Source organism: Streptomyces sp. NPDC090994 (genome assembly GCF_044768905.1).
In the GTDB taxonomy this organism is placed as follows: domain Bacteria; phylum Actinomycetota; class Actinomycetes; order Streptomycetales; family Streptomycetaceae; genus Streptomyces.
Map to the genome: position 1 here is coordinate 493,445 of NZ_JBIVWS010000004.1, position 19,997 is coordinate 513,441.

Consider the following 19,997-nt stretch of genomic DNA (forward strand, 5'->3'; position numbering starts at 1 on the left):
GCGGCCCGAGCGGCGACGTGACGTTCGTCATCCCCCGGGGCCCGGATGGCTGTCCAACTGCGGTACGGAACGCGGCATATGACAGTGGCCGTTGGCAAGCCCAGGTGCCGTGCACCATTCCGCTGCCCGCCCGGCACCCGCTATGGTCCCCGTCGGTGGGTCGAGGTCCCTCGCCCCGCCATGCCCTCGGGGGGAGGGAAGGAACCAGGACGATGCCCGTACCCGTACCGCGGCAGAGAGCGATCCCGGCCGTGGAGAGTGGTCAGGCGCAGGCCGCGTCCCATGACGGCGGCGCTTCCGTCGAACAGGCCCCACCACGGAAGGACACCACCCGAGACACCGGCACCAGCGCAGGCACCGGCGCCAGCACAGGCACAAGCACAGGCACCGGCACCGGCACCGGCACAGGCACAGGCGGGCAGGACTCCCACCAGGAACCGACCGCCGCCGAGCCCGCCGCGCACGCCAACCTGACCCTGCTGCTCATCGAGGACGACCCGGCCGGCTCGCCCATCGTGCCCGACCTGCTGGACCAGACCGGCAAGCCGATCCGCGTCCGCACCGCCCGCAACCTCACCGAGGCCGAGCGGCTGCTGACCCACGACGTCCACTGCATCCTGCTGGACCTCGCCCTCCCCGCCCCCGGCGGCGCGGACGACGACGAACTGGCGGTCCTCAGGCACGTACTGGAACTCGCGCCCCGGCACGCCGTCCTCGCCCTCACCTCGTCGTCCGACGCCGAGCGCGGCGCCGAGGCGGTGGCGGTCGGCGCCCAGGACTACCTCTTCCGCGACGAACTGGACGGACGGCTGCTGAGCCGCGCCATCCGGTACGCCGTCGAGCGCAAGCGGTCCGACTCCGCCGAGCGGCGGCTGGCCGAGGGCAGGCTGCGCGCCCAGGAGAACCGCCGGCTGGAGCGCGGCCTGCTGCCGACCCCGCTGCTGGAGGGCTCCTCGCTGCGGTTCGCCGCCCGCTACCGGCCCGGCCGCTCCCGCGCCCTGCTCGGCGGCGACTTCTACGACGTCGTCCGCACCCCCGACGGCACCGTGCACGCCATGATCGGCGACGTCTGCGGGCACGGCCCGGACGAGGCGGCGCTCGGCGTGGAGCTGCGGATCGCCTGGCGCGCGCTGACCCTGGCGGGGCTCTGCGGCGACCAGTTGCTGGGCACGCTCCAGGAGGTGCTGGAGCACGAGCGCGGGGACGACGAGATCTTCGCGACGCTGTGCACCGTGGACATCGCGCCGGACGGCCGCCGGGCCGGACTGTGCCTGGCCGGGCACCCGGCACCGCTGGTCGCCCGCCCCGGCGTACCCGCGCGGCTGCTGCCGTACGACAACAACGGCCCGGCGCTCGGGCTGCTGCCGGGGGCGCGCTGGCCCCGGACGCAGGTGGAGCTGGGGGCCGAGTGGAGCCTGATGCTCTACACCGACGGGCTGATCGAGGGCCATGTCGGCGAGGGCCGGGAAAGGCTCGGGCAGGACGGAATGGTGGAGCTGGTGCGCCGGCAGCGCGAGGAGGGCCTGCGGGGAGAGGAACTGCTGCGGGCCACCGTCAACGAGGTCCGCCGCCTGAACGGCGGCGAGCTGGCGGACGACGTGGCCGTGGTGCTGCTGGACCGGCCGGCCTGAGCCGTCGGCCCGCCGCGCGGAAGCCGGCCCGCGCGGGAGTCAGCGGCCCCCGTTGTACGGCCCGTACGGACCGTCGCTGCTGCTGCCCCGGCGGGTATTGCGGCCACCGCCCGGCAGGCCGCGCAGCGCGGGGCGTACGTCGACCATGTACACGATCGTGGCGATGAGACCGATGACCGGCAGGAACGACAGGATGTTGAAGATCAGGTTCACCACGAAGGCGAGCCCGAGGATGATCAGCCAGAACGGCTTGGTCTTCTTGTCGGCCGCGCGGTAGGCGTCCTCACGGCGCGTGGCCGCGTCGATCAACGCGAAGCCGCTGAACACGATCAGGGCCATGCTCAGCAGCCACATGAAGCCCGCGAACCCCTGCATCAGCACAACGTCCACCACCAGACTCGGGTCGTCCCTACGCCGTCACCGTACCCGCACAACGGACCGGGCACCCCGAGGGTGCCCGGTCCGTGGCTTCCGCCGTCGTCACTTGGCGGACGGCGCGGACTTCTTGGTGGTGTCGGCGGTGCCGGTGGTGGCGGTCTTCTTCGCCGGGGCCTTCCGCGCGGCCGGGGTCTTCTTCGCCGCGGCGGCGGTCGCCGGAGTCGCCACCGGGGTGGCCGGGGCGGGCTTCTCCTCCTCGACCTTGACCGGCTCGGCCTTCGGCTCGACGGCCACGGCCAGCTCCTCGACCTCCTCGGCGACGTCCTCGATGCCCTCGGCGGCCTGGCCGCGCCAGGTCCGCACGGCCTGCTCGCCGTGCTCGGCGACCTTCTCGTAGGTCTCCTTGGCCTTCACGGCGTACTCGGCGGCCACGCCGACCGAGCGCAGCGCGAGGTCCTGGGCGGTCTCGCCGAGCTTCTTGAGGTCGGTGTCGAGGGAGCCGATGAACTCGTTGACCTTGGTCTGGAGCGTCCCCTGCGTCTCCTTGACGCGGGCGCTCGCCTTCTCCTGGACGGCCTTGGGGTCGGTGTTGCGCACCGCCTCGATACGGGCGGGGGCCTCGGTGCGCAGCTGGTCCACCAGGACGGGCACCTTCTTGGCCTGCTGCCAGGCCAGGTCCGCGGTGCCCGCGGCGAAGTAGAGCGGCGTGGGGTCGCTGAGGGTCTTGCGCAGATCGTCGGTGATGGCCATGGTGACGGTCCTCCCGGATCACGTTCGGCTGAGGGTTTTCGGGGCGTCGTACGGGTCTCCCGCGCGGGGCCGGCGGCCGGTGGCCGCTTCCTACCCGGCCGTCCGCCGCGGGGCGGCGTCGTCGCCGCCGGTCCTGCGGGCACGCGCGTCGGCCGCGCGCGGGCCGCGTATGGAGGTGTCGTCGCGTACGTCGTCGCGCGCGTGGTCACGTACGTCGTCGCGCGCGTGGTCACGAACGTCGTCGCGCACGTGGTCGCGTACGTCGTCGCGGGCACCGCCGGGGGCGCCGTCGCCCCCTTCCGCGTCCTGAGCCTCCGCCGCGCCCTGCGCACCGGCCACGAACCCGTTCTCCTTGCGGAACGACTCGTAGATCTGGAGCAGCACCTGCTTCTGCCGCTCGGTGAGCGTGGGATCGGCGAGGATGACGGCCGTCGTCGCACCGTCCCGCCGGTACTCCTCCCGGTCCCGCTCGGCATCCAGGATCCCGGCCCGCACGTACAGCGTCTCGGCGGAGATCCGCAGCGCCTTGGCGACCTGCTGGAGCACCTCCGCGCTCGGCTTGCGCAGCCCGCGCTCGATCTGGCTCAGATACGGATTGGACACCCCCGCGGCATCGGCGAGCTGCCGCAGCGACAGCTGCGCGTTGCGCCGCTGCTCGCGCAGGTACTCACCGAGATTGCCGACGTTGAGCGATGCCATGCCTCCACGATGCACGACTCTGCTAACTATTGCAAGCAAGGTGCTTGCAACAGTGACTCCTCAGCCTTGCGGCCCGCGTGTTCACCTGCCCCACGCGCCCGACGGCTCCGGCCCGCTACCGTGAGCGCCGATGATCGTATGGCTCAACGGCACCCACGGCGCGGGCAAGACCACGACCGGCGCGCTCGTGCAGCGGCTGATTCCGGACTCGCGGGTGTTCGACGCCGAGAAGGTCGGCGAGACGCTCATGGACATCAAGCCGAAGCTGCCCGGCGCCGGGGCGGAGAACTTCCAGCACTGGCCGCCGTGGCGACCGCTCGTCGTCGAGACCGCCCGCCGGGTGCTCGACTACGCCGGCGGCACCCTGGTGGTGCCGATGACGGTCCTGGTCGAGCAGTACTGGCGTGAGATCAGCACCGGCCTCGACCGGCACGGCATCCCGGTGCGGCACTTCGTCCTGCACGCCGACCGGGCGGCCCTGCGCGAGCGCATCGCGGGTGACACGGTCGTCGGGCCGGACTCCCCGTTCCGTCTCCAGTACCTGGAGCCCTACGCCGAGGCCGCCCGCACCTGGCTGCACGCCGAGGCCGAGGTCGTCGACACCACGCGCCTCACCCCGGCCGAGGCCGCCCAGCGGATCGCGGAGGCGGTCAAGGGCTGAGGCCGGCGGGGTGCGGTTTTCCTCAGCTCGTTCTGGTGGGCAGCCGCATGGCGCCGGGCGGGCGGCCCGGAGACAGTGGATGCATGGCTACCGAGCGAAGCTCATGGGCACGGCGGGCCGCTGCGGTGACCGTCACCGCAGCGGTGCTGGCGGGTGCCCCGACGTCACCGGCCGCGGCGTCGGCCGACGGCGGCCCGGCGCGTACGCCGCTCACCCGGGCCCAGTTGCAACGGGAGCTGGACCGGACGCTGAAGGAGGCCGGGTACGTCGGCGCCTCCGTCGAGATACGCGACGGCGGGCGCCGGATCCGGGCCAGTGCCGGCGAGGCCGAGCTGGGCGGCGGCCGTCCGGTGGGCCGGGGCGAGCGTTTCCGCGCCGCCAGCGTCACCAAGACCTTCACCGCGACGGTCGTCCTGCAACTGGCCGCCGAAGGGCGGCTGTCGCTGGACGACACCGTCGACCGGTGGCTGCCCGGCGTCATCAGCGGCAACGGCAACGACGGCAGCCGCGTCACCCTGCGCAACCTCCTCCAGCACACCAGCGGCATCCACGACTACGACTACACCGAGGACACCGGACAGACCGCGGCGGACTTCGAGCGGACCAGGTACGACCACCTGGCGCCGGAGGAGAGCGTCGCCCGGGCGATGAAACACGCGCCCGACTTCCCGCCCGCCGCCCCGGACGACCCGGCGCCGGACTGGAACTACTCCAACCCCAACTACATCGTCGCCGGAATGGTCGTCCGGAAGGTCACCGGCCGCTCCTGGGCCCAGGAGGTCCGGGACCGGATCATCCGGCCGCTGGGGCTGAAGGACACCTACGAACCGGGCGACGATCCCCGCATCCGCGGTCCGCACGCCCACACGTACCAGCGCTTCCCCGGTTCCGCCGGCTGGACCGACACGACGGAACGCACGATGTCCATGGCGGACGCCGCCGGGTCGCTCATCAGCGGACAGCGCGACCTGGACAGGTTCTTCACCGCGCTGTTCGACGGACGGCTGCTGCCACCGGCGCAGCTCGCGCAGATGCGCCGCACGGTCCCGGCCAATGACGAGATACGCCAGGCCTTCCCCGGGATGGAGTACGGGCTGGGGCTGATGCGGCAGCCGCTGGCCTGCGGCGGCCACCGCTGGGGCCACGGCGGTGACCTGGAGGGCGGCACGGTCCGTACGGGGTTCACCGAGGACGGGCGGCGTTCCGTCGTCATCGCGGCCAGCGGCAAGACCCCCGGCGCCGAGCACCTGCTGCGCACCGAGCGCGCGGTCCAACGGCTCACCGACCTCGCGCTGTGCGGCCGGACCACGGACTAGCCGACTCCTCCGGACTCACCGGCCCCACCGGGCTCACCGGGCTCACCGGCCCAACCGGGCTCACCAACCCGACGGGACTCACCGCCCCACCGGACTCCCCCACCCGACCGGCGTCACCGGCCCCACCCGACTCCCCAACCCGACCGGACTCACCGGCCCCACCCGACTCCCCAACCCGACCGGACTCACCGGCCCCACCGGACTGGCCGACCCCACGGACAGCAACCCCGCGGACAGCCACCCCGCGGACGCCAACCCCGCGGATCAGCCGGCCGCTCCCGGTGCGTGCAGTCCCGCCGTCAGCATGCGGATCAGCAGGTCGTAGCTGTCGTCCATGTCCTCGGGGAGGCCGAAGCCGCCCTGGGCCTCCAGTACGGCGAACCCGTGGACGGCCGCGCGCAGGCAGCGGATGGCGTGGACGGCGGCGGAGTCCTCCAGGCCGTAGGCGCGCAGGGCGGCGGCGACGATGCCGATCAGCCGTTCGCCGGCCTCGGCGGTGCGCGGGTCCGGGCTCTGGATGGTGGCCAGGTAGCGGTTCGGGTGCTGCTGGACGTAGCGCCGCCAGGCCGTCAGCAGCGCGCGGATCGCCTCGTCGGCCGAGCGGCCGAGAACCGCCTCCCCGACCTGGTCGGCGAGGTCGCCGATGACGCGGGCGGAGACCAGGGCGCGCAGTTCGGCGAGGTTGCGCACGTGCTTGTACAGGGACGGGGTGGCCACCCCCGCCCGGGCGGACACCGCCGCGAGGGTGAGTGCCTCGGGTCCCTTCTCGTCGAGGATCGCGAGGGCGACGTCCACGACCGCGCCCGGGGACAGCGCCGCCCTAGCCACGCCGCACCTCCGCCAGGAAGGCCAGGGCGAGCGCGGCGACCGTGCCGGGGAACTGGGTGTGGGGGTAGTGCCCCGCGCCCTCGACCAGCTCCAGGCGGCCCAGCCCGGCCGGCAGGGCGGCCACGATGCCCTCGCCCTCCGCCCGGGGGTCGGGCCAGTCGGGGTCGAGCGTGCCCATGACCACCAGGGCGGGGCAGCGGACGTCGGCGAGCCGGGCGGCGGCGTCGCCGGGCGAGGCCATGCCGGACTTGGCGAGCACGGCCATCCGGCCGGGCCTGCGCAGATCCGCCTCCAGCGCGGCGAGGTGCGCGTCGAACCCGGCGGGCCTGGCACCGGGGCAGGCGTGGCGGAGGTAGCGCTTCCACAGCCCCACGCCGCGCAGCAGGCCGGCGCCCATCAGCAGGGCCATGCCCTTGCGGTAACGGGCGTTCGAGAAGAGCGCGCGGACGTCGACCTTCTGGAGGCGGGTGAACGGACCGATCTCGATGACGCCGTCGACCAGACCGGGTTCCTCGGCCGCGGCGATGGTGGCGGCACCGCCGCTGAAGGAGTGCCCGACGACGACGGCGGGACCGCCCAGGTGCCGGATCAGGGCGAGGACGTCGCGAGCCGTGTCGGTACGGGTGTACGACGCCCAGCCGGCGCTGGACTCACCGTGCCCCCGCAGATCCATCGCGGCGACCCGGTACCCGCCGGCGACCAGCCGCGCGGCCACCTCCCGGAAGGCCGCCCGGTTGTCCCCCATGCCGTGCACCAGGACCACCAGCGGTCCGCTGCCGGACACGTCGTACGCCAGCCGCCCGCCGCCGCCGTCAACGCCGCCGTCAACGCCGCCGTCGACATCGAGGAACGCGGTCGCGCCCACGCCTTCGCTATCACCCATAACACTCAGGCTAACGCCATTAGCCATGACGCGCCACCCCTGCGCCACCCCGGCGCACCCCAGCTCCAGCAGTCGACCCACATTCCCTCACCAGGCCCTTGCCTAAACCCTTTAGGCAACTACATACTGCTTTAGGCAAACGAAAGGACCCTCATGGCAAGAGCCGGACTGACCAGGGAGCGGCTGATCGCAGCCGGTGCCGACCTCGCGGACGAGGCCGGCTTCGCGCAGGTGACCGTGTCGGCGCTGGCCAGGCGGTTCGACGTCAAGGTCGCGAGCCTCTACTCCCACCTGAGGAACTCGCAGGAGCTGAAGACCGGCATCGCCCTGCTCGCCCTCGCCGAGCTGGCCGACCGGGCCGCCGACGCGCTCGCCGGACGGGCCGGGCGGGACGCCCTGACCGCCCTGGCCAACGTCTACCGCGACTACGCCCGCGAGCACCCCGGCCGTTTCGCCGCGGCCCAGCTCCGGCTCGACCCGCAGACCGCCGCCGCCAGCGCGGGCGTCCGGCAGGCCCAGCTGACGCGGGCGCTGCTGCGCGGCTACGACCTGGCCGAACCCGACCAGACCCACGCCGTCCGCCTCCTCGGCAGCGTCTTCTACGGCTACGTCAGCATGGAGCTGGGCGGCAGCTTCAGCCACAGCTCCCCCGGCCCCGACGAGTCCTGGTCCCGCGTCCTCGACGCCCTCGACGCCCTGCTGCGCAACTGGCCCGCGGCCCCCGCCCCCTCACCGACAGGTCACTGACCATGCACACCGTCCCCCTCACCACCCCGGGCCTCCTCCGCGGCGCCCTCGACCTCGAACGCACCCCGCACGGCCTGCTGCCGCACCGGCTCCCCGCCCGCGCCCGCGCCCAGTGCGCCGACCCGCAGCTCGCCCTGGCCGAGAGCCAGCCCTCCGGCGTGCGGCTGGCCTTCCGCACCCGCGCCACCACCGTCGAACTCCACACCCTCCCCACCAAGCGCGCCTACACCGGCGCCCCGCCCCGCCCGGACGGCGTCTACGAACTCCTCGTCGACGGCGTCCCGCACGCCCGGGCCACCGCCGCCGGCGGCCACACCCTCACCGTCGACCTGAGCACGGGCGGCACCGAGCACCGCACCGGCGCCCCCGCCACCCTGCGCTTCACGGACCTCCCGGACCACGACAAGGACGTCGAGATCTGGCTGCCGCACAACGAGACGACCGAGCTGGTCGCCCTGCGCACCGACGCCCCCGCCGAGCCCGTCCCCGACCGGGGCCGCAAGGTCTGGCTGCACCACGGCAGTTCGATCAGCCACGGCTCGGACGCCGCGGACCCCACCGGCACCTGGCCCGCCCGCGCCGCCCTGCGCGCCGGGGTGGAGCTGGTCAACCTGGGCCTGGCCGGCAGCGCCCTGCTCGACCCGTTCACCGCCCGCGCGCTGCGGGACACCCCCGCCGACCTGATCAGCGTCAAGATCGGCATCAACCTCGTCAACGCCGACCTGATGCGGCTGCGCGCCTTCGGCCCGGCCGTGCACGGCTTCCTGGACACGATCCGCGAGGGCCACCCGACGACCCCCCTCCTGGTGATCTCCCCGATCCACTGCCCCCTGCACGAGGACACCCCCGGCCCCACCGCCTTCGACCCCGCCGCGCTCGCCGAGGGCCGGCTCGGCTTCCACGCCGCCGGCGACCCCGCCGAGGTCGCCGCCGGAAAGCTCACCCTCACCGTCGTCCGCGAGGAACTCGCCCGCATCGTCCGGGACCGCTCGGCCGACGACCCGCACCTGCGCCACCTGGACGGCCGCGCCCTGTACGGCGAGGCCGACCACGCCGAACTCCCCCTGCCCGACGGCCTCCACCCGGACGCCGCCACCCACCTGCGCATCGGCGACCGCTTCGCCGAGCTGGCCCTCTCCCCGGGCGGCCTCCTGACCTGACCCGCGCTCAGAACGGCAACGGCCGCCCGTGCACCACGTCCAGCCGCGACACCGCCCGGGTCAGGACGACGTAGAGCCGGTTGAGCCCCCGCTCCTCCGCCGCCGCGATCGCCGCCGGTTCGACGGCGACGACGTGGTCGTACTCCAGCCCCTTGACCGCACGCGCCGGGACCACGGCCGGACGGGCGCCGGGGTCCTCGGGGCCGGCCGCCGCGATCCCGGCGGCGGCGAGGGCCGCGCGCACCCGGTCCAGGTCCGCGTCGGCCGCGATCACCCCGACCGACCCCTCCCGGGCGAGCGCGGCGCGCACGGCGGCCACGACCGCGTCCGGTACGTCCCCGGACGACGCGACCGGCCGCATCGTCAACTCGCCGTCCCCGCGCAGGGACCGGGGAGCCGGGACGTCCACGTCCAGCCGCCCGAGCAGCCGGTTGGCGAGGCCGACGACCGCCTGCGGCACCCGGTGCCCGGTGGTCAGCTCCGCCACGGCCGCCTCCGGCCGCCCGAGGTGGCCGAGGACCGTCCGCCAGGACCGCGCCGCCCACGGCGTGGTCCCCTGCGCCAGGTCGCCCAGGACGGTGAGCGAACCGAAGGCGGCCCGGCGGGCGATGGCCCGGCACTCCATCGGGGAGAGGTCCTGCGCCTCGTCGACGACGACATGGCCGTACCCCTCGGGGCGCTCCAGCAGCCCGGCGGCCTCGTCGAGGAGGACCAGGTCGGCGGCGGACCACCGCGCCGACCGCCAGGACCGCGGCGGACGCCGCCACAGCAGCGCCTTCCGCTCCTCGCCGTCCAGCACCCCGTCGGCCGCCTCGGCCAGCGCCGCCGGATCGCCGAGCAGCCCGGCGACGACCTCCTCGGGCCGCACCCGGGGCCATACGGCGTCCAGGCAGGCGGTGACCGGCCGGGACCGCCCGATCCGCCGCACCCAGGCCGCGCCGCAGGTCTCCCCGCGCCGTTCGGCCCGGTCCTGGAGGTGGCGCACGATCCGGGCCCGTACCCGCTCCCGCCCGGTGTCGTACGGCGGTTCCTCGTCCCGTACGCCCGCCACGATCCGCGCCAGTTCCCCGGCCGGCACCCGCCGCCGCACCGACCCGTCCGGCACCTCCAGATCCGCCGCCACCGACGCGGACACCCGCCCGTACAGCGCCCGGCGCAGCACCTCGGCCATCCGGGCGTCGTGCTTGACGGCGGCGGTCCGCGCCTCGTCGGTACCGGTGACCGGGTGCCGGGCGATCTCCTCCGTCAGCGTCGACTGCCGTACGCCGCTCTCCCCGAGGGCGGGCAGGACCTCCTCGATGTAGCCGAGGAAGGCGCGGCTGGGCCCGAGGACCAGCAGTCCGCCGCGCCGCATCCGGCGCGGGTGGGTGTAGAGCAGGTACGCGGCCCGGTGCAGGCCGACCGCGGTCTTGCCGGTGCCGGGGGCACCCTGCACGCAGAGCGACTCCGTCAGGGCGGCGCGGACGAGGTCGTCCTGCTCGGGCTGGATGGTCGCGGCGATGTCCCGCATGGGTCCGACCCGGGGGCGTTCGATCTCCCGGGCGACGATCTCGCTCGCGCGGGACTCGCCCCGGCCGAGGTGCTCGTCCTCCAGGCCGGTGAGGTCGGCGGAGTCGCCCCGGCTGCCCGGCGCCCAGCCGAACCGGCGGCGGACTTCCACACCCTGTGGATCGCGGGCGGTGGCCTGGTAGAAGGCGCGGGAGACGGGGGCCCGCCAGTCGACGACCAGCGGCGGGGCGGCCGGGTGCTCGGAGATCCGCAGCCGTCCGATGTGCAGCGGGCCCTCGGCGAGGTCCAGCCGCCCGAAGAACAGCGGGCCCTCCGGCAGTTCGCGCAGTGCCTTGGCGCGGCTGCGCAGCCGGTACCCGAGGACCTCGGCGTCGGCACCGGAGGCGGAGACGTCCTCGCCGGTGACGACGTGGTCCAGGGCGCCGTCGACCATCGCGGCGAGGGCGGCGCGGCAGTGCTCGTGATGGGCGCGTTCCCGGGCGAGGGCGGCCCGGAGGGCGGGTTCGGGTGACGTCATTCCGCCGAGCGTACCGGAATGACGTTACCGAGTTACATAATTTACCGTCTATCAAAATCGGGGAGTGCGGCGGCCAGCCGTCCGAACGCCCGCCCGGCGGCGGCCACGGCGTCCTCGCGTACGTCCGCGAGCCGTTCCCCGGCCGCGATCCGCCGCCAGTTCTCCAGCGCGAGGACACGCTGTACGGCGATGATCTGGGCCGCCGCCAGCCGGGCCTCCAGGCCGCCGCCGAGGGCGTCGGCGAGCGCGGCCTCGGAGCGTTCCTGGTAGGCGTGGATCCGGGCGGCGAGGGCGGGGGTGCCGTAGAGCAGGCGGTGGAAGGCGAGCACCTCGGGGTCGTCGTTCAGCCCGGTCACCGGGTCGCACCGCTCCAGCCCCGCCAGGAAGTGCCGGCACAGCGCCGTCACCGGGTCCGGCCCCTCGGCCACCACCCGCGCGGCCTCGCCCTCGTGGTCGGCGATCCGGTACAGGACCAGGTCCTCCTTGGCCGGGAAGTACCGGAACAGCGTCGGCTTGGAGACCTCGGCCGCGGCGGCCACCTCGGCGACCGACACGGCGTCGAAGCCCCGCTCCAGGAACAGCCGGACGGCGGTGTCGGACAGGACGCGGTACGTCCGCTGCTTCTTGCGCTCGCGCAGGCCGGGCTCGGTCATGGGGCGAGCGTACGCAGCCGCCGCCGTACGCCCGTACTCAGGCGGCCCGCCGGCAGGCCGAGCGCGCCGGTGGCCACCGCCAGGGTGACGGCGTAGGAGTCGACCGCCCGGCGGACGTTGGGCGCGTCGAGCCCCTCCCCGGTGACGATGCGGTCGAGGTCGATGTAGGCGGACCGCACGGCCTCCAGCCGGCGGTACGCCTTCCAGTCCTGGCGCCAGCCACGGGTGTGCCCGGGCGGCAGGCTCCGCTCCCAGCGGCGGAACATCCGGGCGCGGATCTCCGGGCGGGCCGGGGTCAGGTGCAGGTGCCGGACGAGGTCGTAGAGGGGGTCGCCGACCACCGCCAGCTCCCAGTCGATGACGGTCAGCGCGAGGTCGTCGTCGCGGCGGACCAGGTTCCACGGGTTCAGGTCGCCGTGCAGCAGGGACGGGCTGCGTTCGGTCACCGTCTGCCGGGACAGGATGTGCCGCAGCCGGTCGGCGTCGGGCAGGCCGAGCAGCCGGGCGTGGCGCCGGGACTCGGCGGGCAGCCCGGCGACGAGCGAGGCGAGCTGCTCGACCAGCCGGCCGTGGAAGCCGCTCTGCCCGGCGACCGGGTCGAGCTGCCGGTAGGGCACCCGGGTCAGCGCGCGGAGCTGGTCGACGAGCCCGTCCGCCTCGTGCGGGAGGAGGCCGTCCACGGGATGCCGGGGGGTCCGGTCGATGTCGTCCGGACCGACGTACGTGTGGATCGCGAACCGGTCCCCGGAGCCGCTCTCCCCCAGGGCCAGCACCCGGGGGGCCGCCACCCTGACCGCCGCCTGCTCGATGGCCCGCAGCACGGAGTGCTCGCTGAGGAAGCTCCGCTCCCGGCGGCGGTCCACGGGGAGTTTCCGCCGGACCACCACCGGGGCGCCGGCGCCCGGCACCCGTACGACGGTGTTCAGGTGGCCGGTGCCCTTGAAGACCCGGTGCGCGGGGGCGGCGCCCTCCGCGCGCAGCGCCTGCTCCACGTACGCGTCGGGGAAGTCCGCCCGCTCGGGCACCCGCCGGTCCCGGCGCCAGCGGTGCGCGGGGGCGGGCGGGCGCCGTCCGCCGCCGTCCCGGGACGCCCACCACCGGAAGAGGGCCCGCTCGATCTCGCCGCCGCCGGGCACCCGGGCCAGCCGGAGCGGCTCGGCCGCCGCGTCCAGCGCCCGCGCCACCGTCTCCGTCGCCGCCGCCAGCCGCTCCTCGGTGAACGACTCCTCCAGGGAGCGCGCGGCGCGGATGGTGTCCGGGTAGACCGACTGGGCGCGTTCGAAGGCGACGTAGTGCGGCAGGTCCCGGTCCAGCCCGTGCAGGGCCGCGGGCCGCACCGCCCGCACGGCCGCCGCCCACGCCTCGATCACCTCGGGCCACTGACCGGCCGGGTACCGCATCCGCACGAGGTGCGTCGCCAGGTCGTGCAGGGGGTCGCCGTAGCTCGCCAGCTCCCAGTCGACGCAGGTCGGTCGGAGGCCGTCCGGGCCGTCGGGACCGTCCGGGCCGTCCGAGACGATCACGTTGGCGCGGTGCAGGTCGGTGTGGAGCAGGCTGAACGGGCGGCGCGTCAGGGAGGGCGTCCGCTCCGCCAGCCGCCGCAGGGCGTCCTCGGGCAGCCCGAGCGCCGTGAACAGCCCGCCGAAGCCGGGCCAGTTGGCCTGCCGGATCTGTACGTCGGCGCAGTGCGCGAGGGCGCGCAGGAAGCCCTGGCTGTCCGTGTGGCCGCGGGGCCGGCCGGCCGGCAGCGGCGGCAGCGCGGCGCGGCGCACCAGGGTCAGCCGCGCCAGCTGAGCGGCCAGCGCCTCGACGAGGACGCGGTCGACGGGCTTGCCGTCCGGGCAGAGCGCGCCGAGGGCGACGCCCTCCACATGGGTCAGGACCGTGCCGCCGTCCCACCGCGCCAGGCACTCCGGCACGCCGGGCAGCACCTCCCGTACGGCCTTCAGGACGGCCGTCTCGTCCGGCCAGGTCCGGATCACCACGGGCAGGACCCCGGCCCGCCGGACGCGCACGGTGACGGTCTCGCCGGGAGCACGGCCGAGCAGCGCGGCCGTGCGGGGCGGCAGGAGCGTGATGTGGTTGCGGTGGTGGTGGCCCTGGACGGGCGTCCCCCGATCGACGGCCAGCCGCACGAAGTCGCGCAGCGGATCAGGAGGGGAAGGTACGACCACTGGTCGCTCCGGTGCGAAAAGGGCTGGTGTGACGACGGTAAGGGCAATGCCGGGACGGTGCAGGGCGGGGTGTCACCTGCACGGCCGCGACCAGTGGGGTGCCGGGGACCTTACCGCATCAGGATGTGCTCTCCGGCGCGGGACAGCCGCTCCCGGCGGGGGGCGCGAAGGGGCCCTGGGCGAGCAGCGCGGCCCGTACGTCCGACAGGTCCGTGACGACACACGGCTCGGCGGCGTCCGGGTCCACCAGGGCGGCGGCCTTCTCCTCGCTCCGGGCGTACCCGAGGAACGGGACCCCGGCGGCCCGCGCCGCAGCGAGGTCGGACGGCGAGTCGCCGATCATGAGGGCCTGGGACGGTTCGGCGCCCAGGGCGGTCAGCGCCCGCAGCAGCGCGTGCGGGTGGGGCTTCATGAGGCCGAGGTCCCCGGTGCGGCCGTGCAGGGAGGCGAAGCAGCCGGTCAGCCCCCGGGTCGCCAGGTACGCCGCCGCCACCCGCGCCGAGTTGTTGGTGGTGACGGCCGAGACCGCGCCCAGGGCGGTCCACGTCCGGATGAGCGGATCGGCGTAGGGGGTGGGGCGGGCCCCCGGGACGGCGGCGAGTTCCTGCCGGGTCAGCCACTCCTCCAGTTCCCCGACCAGGTCGCTGCCGGGGTGCCGCTCGCTGATCCGCAGCAGTACGGCCTGCGGGTCGCGGTGGGCGCGTTCCCGCTCGGTCAGCGACCCGCCCAGCCCCAGGGCGTCGACCTCGGCCACCAGGTCACGGGCGATCACGCCCGCCGGGTGCCCGGCGAACAGCCGGCAGATCGGCCCGTCCAGGTCCCACAGGACGTACCGGACGGGGGCCGTCAGCTTCCGCAAGGACTCTGCCGACGCGGTCACCGGAGCGCTCTGCTGCGTATCAGAAGCCACTAGGAGAGTGTGAGGTCCGTCGTGATGGTTTCCCAGAGGGCGTCGAACCACTTCTGGGATTCCTCGACGAACGCCCCGTCCCGGTGGCCGTCCTGCTTCCGGAACGCGAACAGCACGGACTCGAAACCGAGGACGTCGTACATCTCCAGCGTCCGGCTCTGCCACTCCTCCTCACGCCTGGTCAGCATGTAGTAACCGATCAGCGCCTCCTCGCCGTTGAGCAGGTACAGCTTCATCGGCGGGGTGAAGGGCAGGGCGCGGAAGGCGACGCTGACGTCGACGCGCTGGGTGGACCGTACGGCGTTCAGGTTGTGCTGGAGGACGCGGGCCTGGGCGTCGCGCATCTGGAGCCACCGCTCGTGCACGGGGTCGGCCCCGTCGGTGCCGTCTCCGGCGGAGGTGTCGACCAGCACCGGGAAGGCGAGGTTGATGTTCCGGGACGGCAGCAGGACGCGGAAGGAGATGGACCGGGGGCGGATACGGCCCTCGTGGATCATGCGGAGCGGCTCGCTGAGGGCGAGCATCAGCGTCTCGGAGGTGTGGCAGACCACGTCGATCCGCACCTCCGGCTCGCCGAACGCCCGCGTCAGCCGCGGCGCCAGCGCCACCATCGTGGGCTGCGGCTCGCCGTGCGCCGGGGCCGGGGCGGCGATCCGGGGCGGGCTGCCCTTGCTGACGTTGCTGAGCAGCCCGTCCTCCTGGAGCGACCGCAGGGCCTGCCGGACGGCGCCGCGCTCCACGCCGAACTCCTCGGACAGCTCCGCCTGCGTGGGCAGGCGGTCGCCCGCCTTGAGGTCACCGGCGCGGATCCGCTCCCGCAGGATGTCTGCGATCTCCTGGGGAGAGGGCCTTTTGCTGCCGTCCACCGCAACGTTCTCCTGAGTCACGTCCGAAAACTACAACTGTGATCCATCTTAAGGGAGTTGCCGGGAAGTTGTTTATAGCTGACTGCCAAGTGGGACTAGACAGGAAGAGTTGGTCGCCAACTCGGAGAAGTTGGCGGCGGACGTGCCACCTCCGCCCCGCCGAGGAGGAAACCCATGACCGCTCTCGCCTCCACCACCGCCTCCACCACCGCCTCCACCACCGCCTTCGTGATCGCCTTCGAGGAGTTCCTCCACTGGCGGTACGGCGCCAGCGGCCTCCTCGGCCTGCTCCTGCTCACCGTGGGCGTCAAGTCCCGCAGGCCCTCGGTCAGTTCCGCGGGAGCGGTGCTGCTCGCCCTGCTGGTGTCACGTCCCGCCCTGTGAGGGCGGCGTCAGACCGTGAGCACCAGTTCCGAACTGATCGTGTCCCACAGCGCGTCGAACCACCGGCGCGACTGTTCCACGAACCCGCCGTCCCGCGGGCCGGCGCCCTGCTCGAAGGCGAACAGCACCGACCTGGTGCCCTCGGTGTCGTACATCTCCACGCTCCCGTCGTCGGTCTCCTGCTGCCGCCGGCCGATCGTGTAGTAGGCGAAGAGCGCCTCCTCGCCGTTGAGCAGGTACAGCTTGACCGGCGGCGTGAAGGGCAGGGCGCGGAAGGTGACGCTCACGTCGATGCCGTACAGGGAGCGCAGCGACAGCAGGTTGTGCCGCAGCACCTGCCCCTGGGCGTTGCGCTGGGCCAGCCACCGCCGGTGCACGGGGTCCTCGGGGTTGTTCCCGGGGTGCCCGGCGACCGCCACCGGGAAGGCCAGGCTGATGTCGCGGGACGGCAGCAGGACCCTCAGGTCGACCTTGGCCGGTTTCAGCCGCCCGGCGTGGATCTCGCGCAGCGGCTCCCCGATGGCCAGGGTGAGCGAGACCGAGGTCAGGCAGAGCGCGTCGATCCGCACGTGCTCGGTGTCGAAGGCGGCGGCGATCCGCGGCGCCAGGGCGACCGTGGTGGGCAGGGGTGCCGCCAGCGGCCCGGTCGCCGCCTTGCCGAAGTCGGGGGCGACGGTCGCGGGGCTGCCCTTGGAGACGTTGGTGAGCAGGTGCTCGGACTGGAGAATGCGCAGCGCCTGGCGGACCGTGCCGCGCTCCACGCCGAACTCGTCGGCCAACTGCGCCTGCGTGGGCATCCGCTGACCCGCCCGCAGCTCACCGGACCTGATCCGGGCGCGCAGTTCGTCGGCCACCTCGCGGTGGGTCCGCTGCGGCCGCTGTGACCTCTTCCGTCCATCGACGGTGGCGTGTTCCGGCTCCACGACCGAACCCTACAACTTCTCGCCATCTTCAGACAGTTCGAAATAAGGTGGTTATAAGCCGCATCCAAGCGGAGATAAGTATGGAAGAGTTGGCAGCCAACTTGCACAACATGGTCCGACCTCACGGGGGTTGGCCAACAGGATGTCAGTGGGGACCATGTCCCGCGGGGGGACGTCCCGGAGGGGGGAACCATGCCGCTCGTCGCCATCGTCATCGCAGCGCTCGCCATCGGGTTCGAGCAGCTCGTCCAGTGGAAGTACGGGCCGATGGGCATCATCGCGTTCGTCGCGCTGTCCATCGGCATCAAGGCGAGGAACACCGCGATCAGCGGCATCGGCGCGGTGATCCTCGTCATGCTGCTCGCCCAGTCGGGCTGAGCCCCTGGAACGCGCCCGCCGTCCGGGCTCCCTTCCGGAGGGGAGCCGGGAGTCCGGACGGACCGGGCCGGCACCACCGCACAACAACCACAACCACAACCACAACTGAAGAGCACGCTACGGATACGCACGACAGCACGGCCCGGCACAACCCGGCACAACCCAGCAAAACCGGCACGGCACCACCGCCACCGTCACCGGCCGGAAGGAGGCACCTCGGAACACGTCCGGGCACCAAGGCCGCCCGGAAGCACGCAGCAGGGCGCCGCCCACCAGGGCGGCGCCCGCTCGTCCTTCCCGGACCGGCAGGACGCCCGACCTCCGGCCCCCGGCCCCCGGCCGGCTCAGAACGCGGCGCGGATCTCCCCCACCTCGCGGCCCCCGCCGAGCAGCGGTGACCGTCCGATCCGCTCGACCACCGGCGCGTCCACGCCCAGCAGGGTCAGCGCGCGGGCCAGTACCGGGCAGAGCGCCCGGGTCGCCCCGTCCTCGATCTTGAAGGCGAGGGCGCGACCGTCGGGCAGGGCCACCGCCTGCACCGCCTCGGCGCCCATCTTGGACAGGGCCCCCGGCACCTCCCGCATCAGCCAGGTGTCGGCGCGGCGGGTGCCGGCGACGTACTCGGGGTGGGCCCGCATGGCGTCGGCGACCCGGCGTTCGGCCGAGCCCGGCGCGGCCAGGACGAAGGAGCGGAAGGCGCGGGCCAGCCCGGTCAGCGAGATCGCCATCAGCGGCGCACCGCACCCGTCGGTGCCGACGGCGTCGACCGGCTCCCCGGCGGCTTCCTCGACCACCTCGTGGATGAGCCGCTGGAGCGGGTGCCCGGGGTCCAGGTAGCTCTCCAGCGGCCAGCCGCGCCGGGCGCAGACGGCCAGCATGGCGGTGTGCTTGCCGGAGCAGTTCATGGTCACCCGGTCCGGTACGGCGCCCGAGGCGAGGTACGCGTCCCGCTCCTCGGGGTCGAGCGGCAGGTCGGGCGGGCACTGGAGCTGGGCCGCGTCCAGTCCCTGCTCGGCGAGCAGCTGCCGTACGAGATCCAGGTGAAACGATTCCCCGGAGTGGCTCGCGGCGGCCAGCGCCAGCCGCTCCCCCGCCAGCTCCAGCCCCGCGCGCAGCACGCCGGCGGCCTGCATCGGCTTGTTGGCGGAGCGCGGGAAGACGGGGGCGGCCGGGTCCCCGAGCGCCAGGTCGACCGCCCCGTCCGCGCCCAGCACCACCAGGCTGCCGCGGTGACGGCCCTCGACGAACCCGGACCGCACGACCTCGGCGAGGACGGGCGGCACGGCGGGCTCGGTCCCGGCCCCGGGCCGGGACGGAGACGGGGACGGGGACCCGGACGTGGGCTGCTGGGGCGCGGGCATCGGCGGTCGCCTTCCGACAGGGGACCCGCCGGACGGTCGGCCGCGCCAACGGCCCGGGGTCACCGGGCCGGCACGTCACGCCAGCAGGTCGTCTACTTGTGCTTCCCCTTCACGGTACCGGCGTGCGATCTCGGCGCTGCAGCCGTCCGCCGTGCGCTGCAGCCGCTGGCGTCGCCGGGACACCTGCTGCTCGTAGCCCACCAGCCGCCCCATCGCCGCCGTCAGCTCCGGATCGGTGCGCGCCCGGAGGTCCGACAGCTCGACCTCGCCCAGCATCTCGGCGGCCAGTTGCCGGTACTCCTCGCTGCGCGGCGTGCCCAGCGTCACATGCCGGGCCGAGGAGCGGTGCCGGGCCGGGCCGTCCGTCAGGATCTCCGACAGCCGCTCCACCACCGACTGCTCCCGGGCCACCACGGAGGCGGGCCCGCGCCGGGCCAGCTCGGCCCGCAGGATGTCGATCCGCCCCTGCAACAGCCGCCGTACATAACTCAGGTCGGCCTCCTCCCGCTGGGCTTCCCTGCGCAGCGTGCGCAGCTCGGGCAGACTCAGTACGGTCAGATCGTTCTTCCCCGTCGCCCCCTGTGCCGTTGTCCGTGCCGCCTCCGGCGCGGTCTGTGTGTTCCCCCCGGGCGGTGTGCTCGCGGGCGGATCCGCGGGCAGCTCCGGGCTGTCCGTGCGCTGCACGGGCGGCCGGATCGTGTCTGTGCCGACCGCATACGTCAACGAGACAGTCCTCGACGGCTGCCCGGTACTCGGTGTGCTCATGTGCCTCAACCGTCCCCTCGACCGGCGTCTGGGAGCATCGTGCCACCCCATCCGGCCGCTATGTGACCGAGTGCCCCCGATCGGCCCCAGATGGGGGGTTCGGGGACGAAAAGAAACCCGTACGGGGCCGCCCGCCGGCGCCCGGGGGGCGCACGGCATCATGGCCGCATGCGAGCGGTGGTACAGAGGGCGGACGGCGCGAGCGTCGTCGTGGACGGCGAGACGGTGGGCGCGTTCGAGGGCGAGGGCCTGTGCGCCCTGGTCGGGGTCACCCACGGGGACACCGAGGAGAAGGCCGCGCAACTGGCCCGCAAGCTCTGGTCGGTGCGGATGCTGGCGGACGAGAAGTCGTGCAGTGACGTCGACGCGCCGCTCCTGGTCATCAGCCAGTTCACCCTTTATGGCGACGCCCGCAAGGGCCGCCGCCCCACCTGGAACGCCGCCGCCCCCGGCGACGTCGCCGAACCCCTCGTCGACGAGGTGGTCGCCCAGCTGCGCGCGCTG

At 74.0% G+C, this 19,997-nt stretch carries 21 protein-coding genes; 8 read left to right on the plus strand and 13 right to left on the minus strand.

Annotation, left to right across the window (positions count from 1 at the left end):
* Positions 1–212: 212 nt before the first annotated feature.
* Positions 213–1,631, plus strand: a complete 1,419-nt coding sequence (locus ACIQR3_RS12435) for a PP2C family protein-serine/threonine phosphatase (protein WP_403537643.1) — start codon at positions 213–215, stop codon at positions 1,629–1,631.
* Between the two features lie 39 nt (positions 1,632–1,670).
* On the opposite strand, the gene ACIQR3_RS12440 is transcribed toward ACIQR3_RS12435, so the two are convergent.
* The 3 genes from ACIQR3_RS12440 to ACIQR3_RS12450 form a co-directional block, all read right to left on the minus strand.
* Positions 1,671–2,006 (minus strand): DUF2516 family protein, encoded by a 336-nt coding sequence (locus ACIQR3_RS12440; protein WP_215170612.1) that lies wholly within the window; start codon positions 2,004–2,006, stop codon positions 1,671–1,673.
* A 105-nt stretch (positions 2,007–2,111) separates the two neighbouring features.
* The gene (locus ACIQR3_RS12445) at positions 2,112–2,759 is read right to left on the minus strand and encodes a hypothetical protein (protein WP_403537645.1); all 648 of its coding nucleotides are present in this window, start codon (positions 2,757–2,759) and stop codon (positions 2,112–2,114) included.
* A 90-nt stretch (positions 2,760–2,849) separates the two neighbouring features.
* Complete coding sequence (locus tag ACIQR3_RS12450) at positions 2,850–3,458, minus strand: helix-turn-helix domain-containing protein (protein ID WP_403537647.1); 609 nt, start codon at positions 3,456–3,458, stop codon at positions 2,850–2,852.
* 130 nt (positions 3,459–3,588) lie between these two features.
* Between ACIQR3_RS12450 and ACIQR3_RS12455 the strand changes: the two genes are divergently transcribed.
* Both ACIQR3_RS12455 and ACIQR3_RS12460 read left to right on the plus strand, forming a co-directional pair.
* Positions 3,589–4,119, plus strand: coding sequence for an AAA family ATPase (locus ACIQR3_RS12455; protein ID WP_403537649.1), 531 nt, complete (start codon positions 3,589–3,591; stop codon positions 4,117–4,119).
* 83 nt (positions 4,120–4,202) lie between these two features.
* Entirely contained in the window at positions 4,203–5,435 is a 1,233-nt protein-coding gene (locus ACIQR3_RS12460; RefSeq protein ID WP_403537650.1) for a serine hydrolase domain-containing protein, read from the plus strand.
* A 264-nt stretch (positions 5,436–5,699) separates the two neighbouring features.
* Here the strand turns inward: ACIQR3_RS12460 and ACIQR3_RS12465 are convergent, their stop codons facing one another.
* Both ACIQR3_RS12465 and ACIQR3_RS12470 read right to left on the minus strand, forming a co-directional pair.
* Positions 5,700–6,263 carry a TetR/AcrR family transcriptional regulator gene (locus ACIQR3_RS12465; protein WP_403537652.1) on the minus strand — a complete coding sequence of 188 codons (564 nt, stop codon included), beginning with the start codon at positions 6,261–6,263 and terminating at the stop codon, positions 5,700–5,702.
* A complete protein-coding gene (locus ACIQR3_RS12470; protein WP_403537654.1) occupies positions 6,256–7,146 on the minus strand; it encodes an alpha/beta fold hydrolase in 891 nt (296 codons plus the stop codon). The genes ACIQR3_RS12465 and ACIQR3_RS12470 overlap by 8 nt, the downstream gene beginning before the upstream one ends.
* Positions 7,147–7,299: 153 nt before the next feature.
* On the opposite strand from ACIQR3_RS12470, the gene ACIQR3_RS12475 reads away from it, so the two are divergent.
* Together ACIQR3_RS12475 and ACIQR3_RS12480 are read left to right on the plus strand one after the other, a co-directional pair.
* Positions 7,300–7,893 carry a TetR/AcrR family transcriptional regulator gene (locus tag ACIQR3_RS12475; protein ID WP_403537656.1) on the plus strand — a complete coding sequence of 198 codons (594 nt, stop codon included), beginning with the start codon at positions 7,300–7,302 and terminating at the stop codon, positions 7,891–7,893.
* Between the two features lie 2 nt (positions 7,894–7,895).
* On the plus strand, positions 7,896–9,053 hold the full coding sequence (locus ACIQR3_RS12480; RefSeq protein WP_403537658.1) for an SGNH/GDSL hydrolase family protein: 1,158 nt from the start codon (positions 7,896–7,898) through the stop codon (positions 9,051–9,053).
* Positions 9,054–9,060: 7 nt separating this feature from the next.
* Here ACIQR3_RS12480 and ACIQR3_RS12485 read toward each other — a convergent pair whose 3' ends face one another.
* The 5 genes from ACIQR3_RS12485 to ACIQR3_RS12505 form a co-directional block, all read right to left on the minus strand.
* Positions 9,061–11,079 (minus strand): HelD family protein, encoded by a 2,019-nt coding sequence (locus tag ACIQR3_RS12485; RefSeq protein ID WP_403537659.1) that lies wholly within the window; start codon positions 11,077–11,079, stop codon positions 9,061–9,063.
* 41 nt (positions 11,080–11,120) lie between these two features.
* The gene (locus ACIQR3_RS12490; protein WP_403537661.1) at positions 11,121–11,732 is read right to left on the minus strand and encodes a TetR/AcrR family transcriptional regulator; all 612 of its coding nucleotides are present in this window, start codon (positions 11,730–11,732) and stop codon (positions 11,121–11,123) included.
* Complete coding sequence (locus ACIQR3_RS12495) at positions 11,729–13,906, minus strand: phosphotransferase family protein (RefSeq protein WP_403537663.1); 2,178 nt, start codon at positions 13,904–13,906, stop codon at positions 11,729–11,731. Before ACIQR3_RS12495 ends, ACIQR3_RS12490 begins: the two co-directional genes overlap by 4 nt.
* Before the next feature lie 118 nt (positions 13,907–14,024).
* On the minus strand, positions 14,025–14,786 hold the full coding sequence (locus ACIQR3_RS12500; protein ID WP_403537664.1) for an HAD family hydrolase: 762 nt from the start codon (positions 14,784–14,786) through the stop codon (positions 14,025–14,027).
* A 29-nt stretch (positions 14,787–14,815) separates the two neighbouring features.
* Entirely contained in the window at positions 14,816–15,703 is an 888-nt protein-coding gene (locus ACIQR3_RS12505; protein ID WP_403537666.1) for a winged helix-turn-helix domain-containing protein, read from the minus strand.
* 153 nt (positions 15,704–15,856) lie between these two features.
* Between ACIQR3_RS12505 and ACIQR3_RS12510 the strand changes: the two genes are divergently transcribed.
* A complete protein-coding gene (locus ACIQR3_RS12510) occupies positions 15,857–16,066 on the plus strand; it encodes a hypothetical protein (protein ID WP_403537667.1) in 210 nt (69 codons plus the stop codon).
* A gap of 8 nt (positions 16,067–16,074) precedes the next feature.
* On the opposite strand, the gene ACIQR3_RS12515 is transcribed toward ACIQR3_RS12510, so the two are convergent.
* Positions 16,075–16,989, minus strand: coding sequence for a winged helix-turn-helix domain-containing protein (locus tag ACIQR3_RS12515; protein WP_403537669.1), 915 nt, complete (start codon positions 16,987–16,989; stop codon positions 16,075–16,077).
* A 192-nt stretch (positions 16,990–17,181) separates the two neighbouring features.
* Between ACIQR3_RS12515 and ACIQR3_RS12520 the strand changes: the two genes are divergently transcribed.
* The gene (locus ACIQR3_RS12520; RefSeq protein ID WP_403537671.1) at positions 17,182–17,367 is read left to right on the plus strand and encodes a hypothetical protein; all 186 of its coding nucleotides are present in this window, start codon (positions 17,182–17,184) and stop codon (positions 17,365–17,367) included.
* Between the two features lie 344 nt (positions 17,368–17,711).
* Here ACIQR3_RS12520 and ACIQR3_RS12525 read toward each other — a convergent pair whose 3' ends face one another.
* Positions 17,712–18,728 (minus strand): asparaginase, encoded by a 1,017-nt coding sequence (locus tag ACIQR3_RS12525; protein WP_403537672.1) that lies wholly within the window; start codon positions 18,726–18,728, stop codon positions 17,712–17,714.
* A 75-nt stretch (positions 18,729–18,803) separates the two neighbouring features.
* Complete coding sequence (locus tag ACIQR3_RS12530; protein ID WP_403537674.1) at positions 18,804–19,493, minus strand: aerial mycelium formation protein; 690 nt, start codon at positions 19,491–19,493, stop codon at positions 18,804–18,806.
* Between the two features lie 168 nt (positions 19,494–19,661).
* Here ACIQR3_RS12530 and ACIQR3_RS12535 point away from each other — a divergent pair.
* Positions 19,662–19,997: D-aminoacyl-tRNA deacylase (locus ACIQR3_RS12535; protein ID WP_403537676.1), on the plus strand; the 336-nt coding region annotated here is incomplete at its 3' end.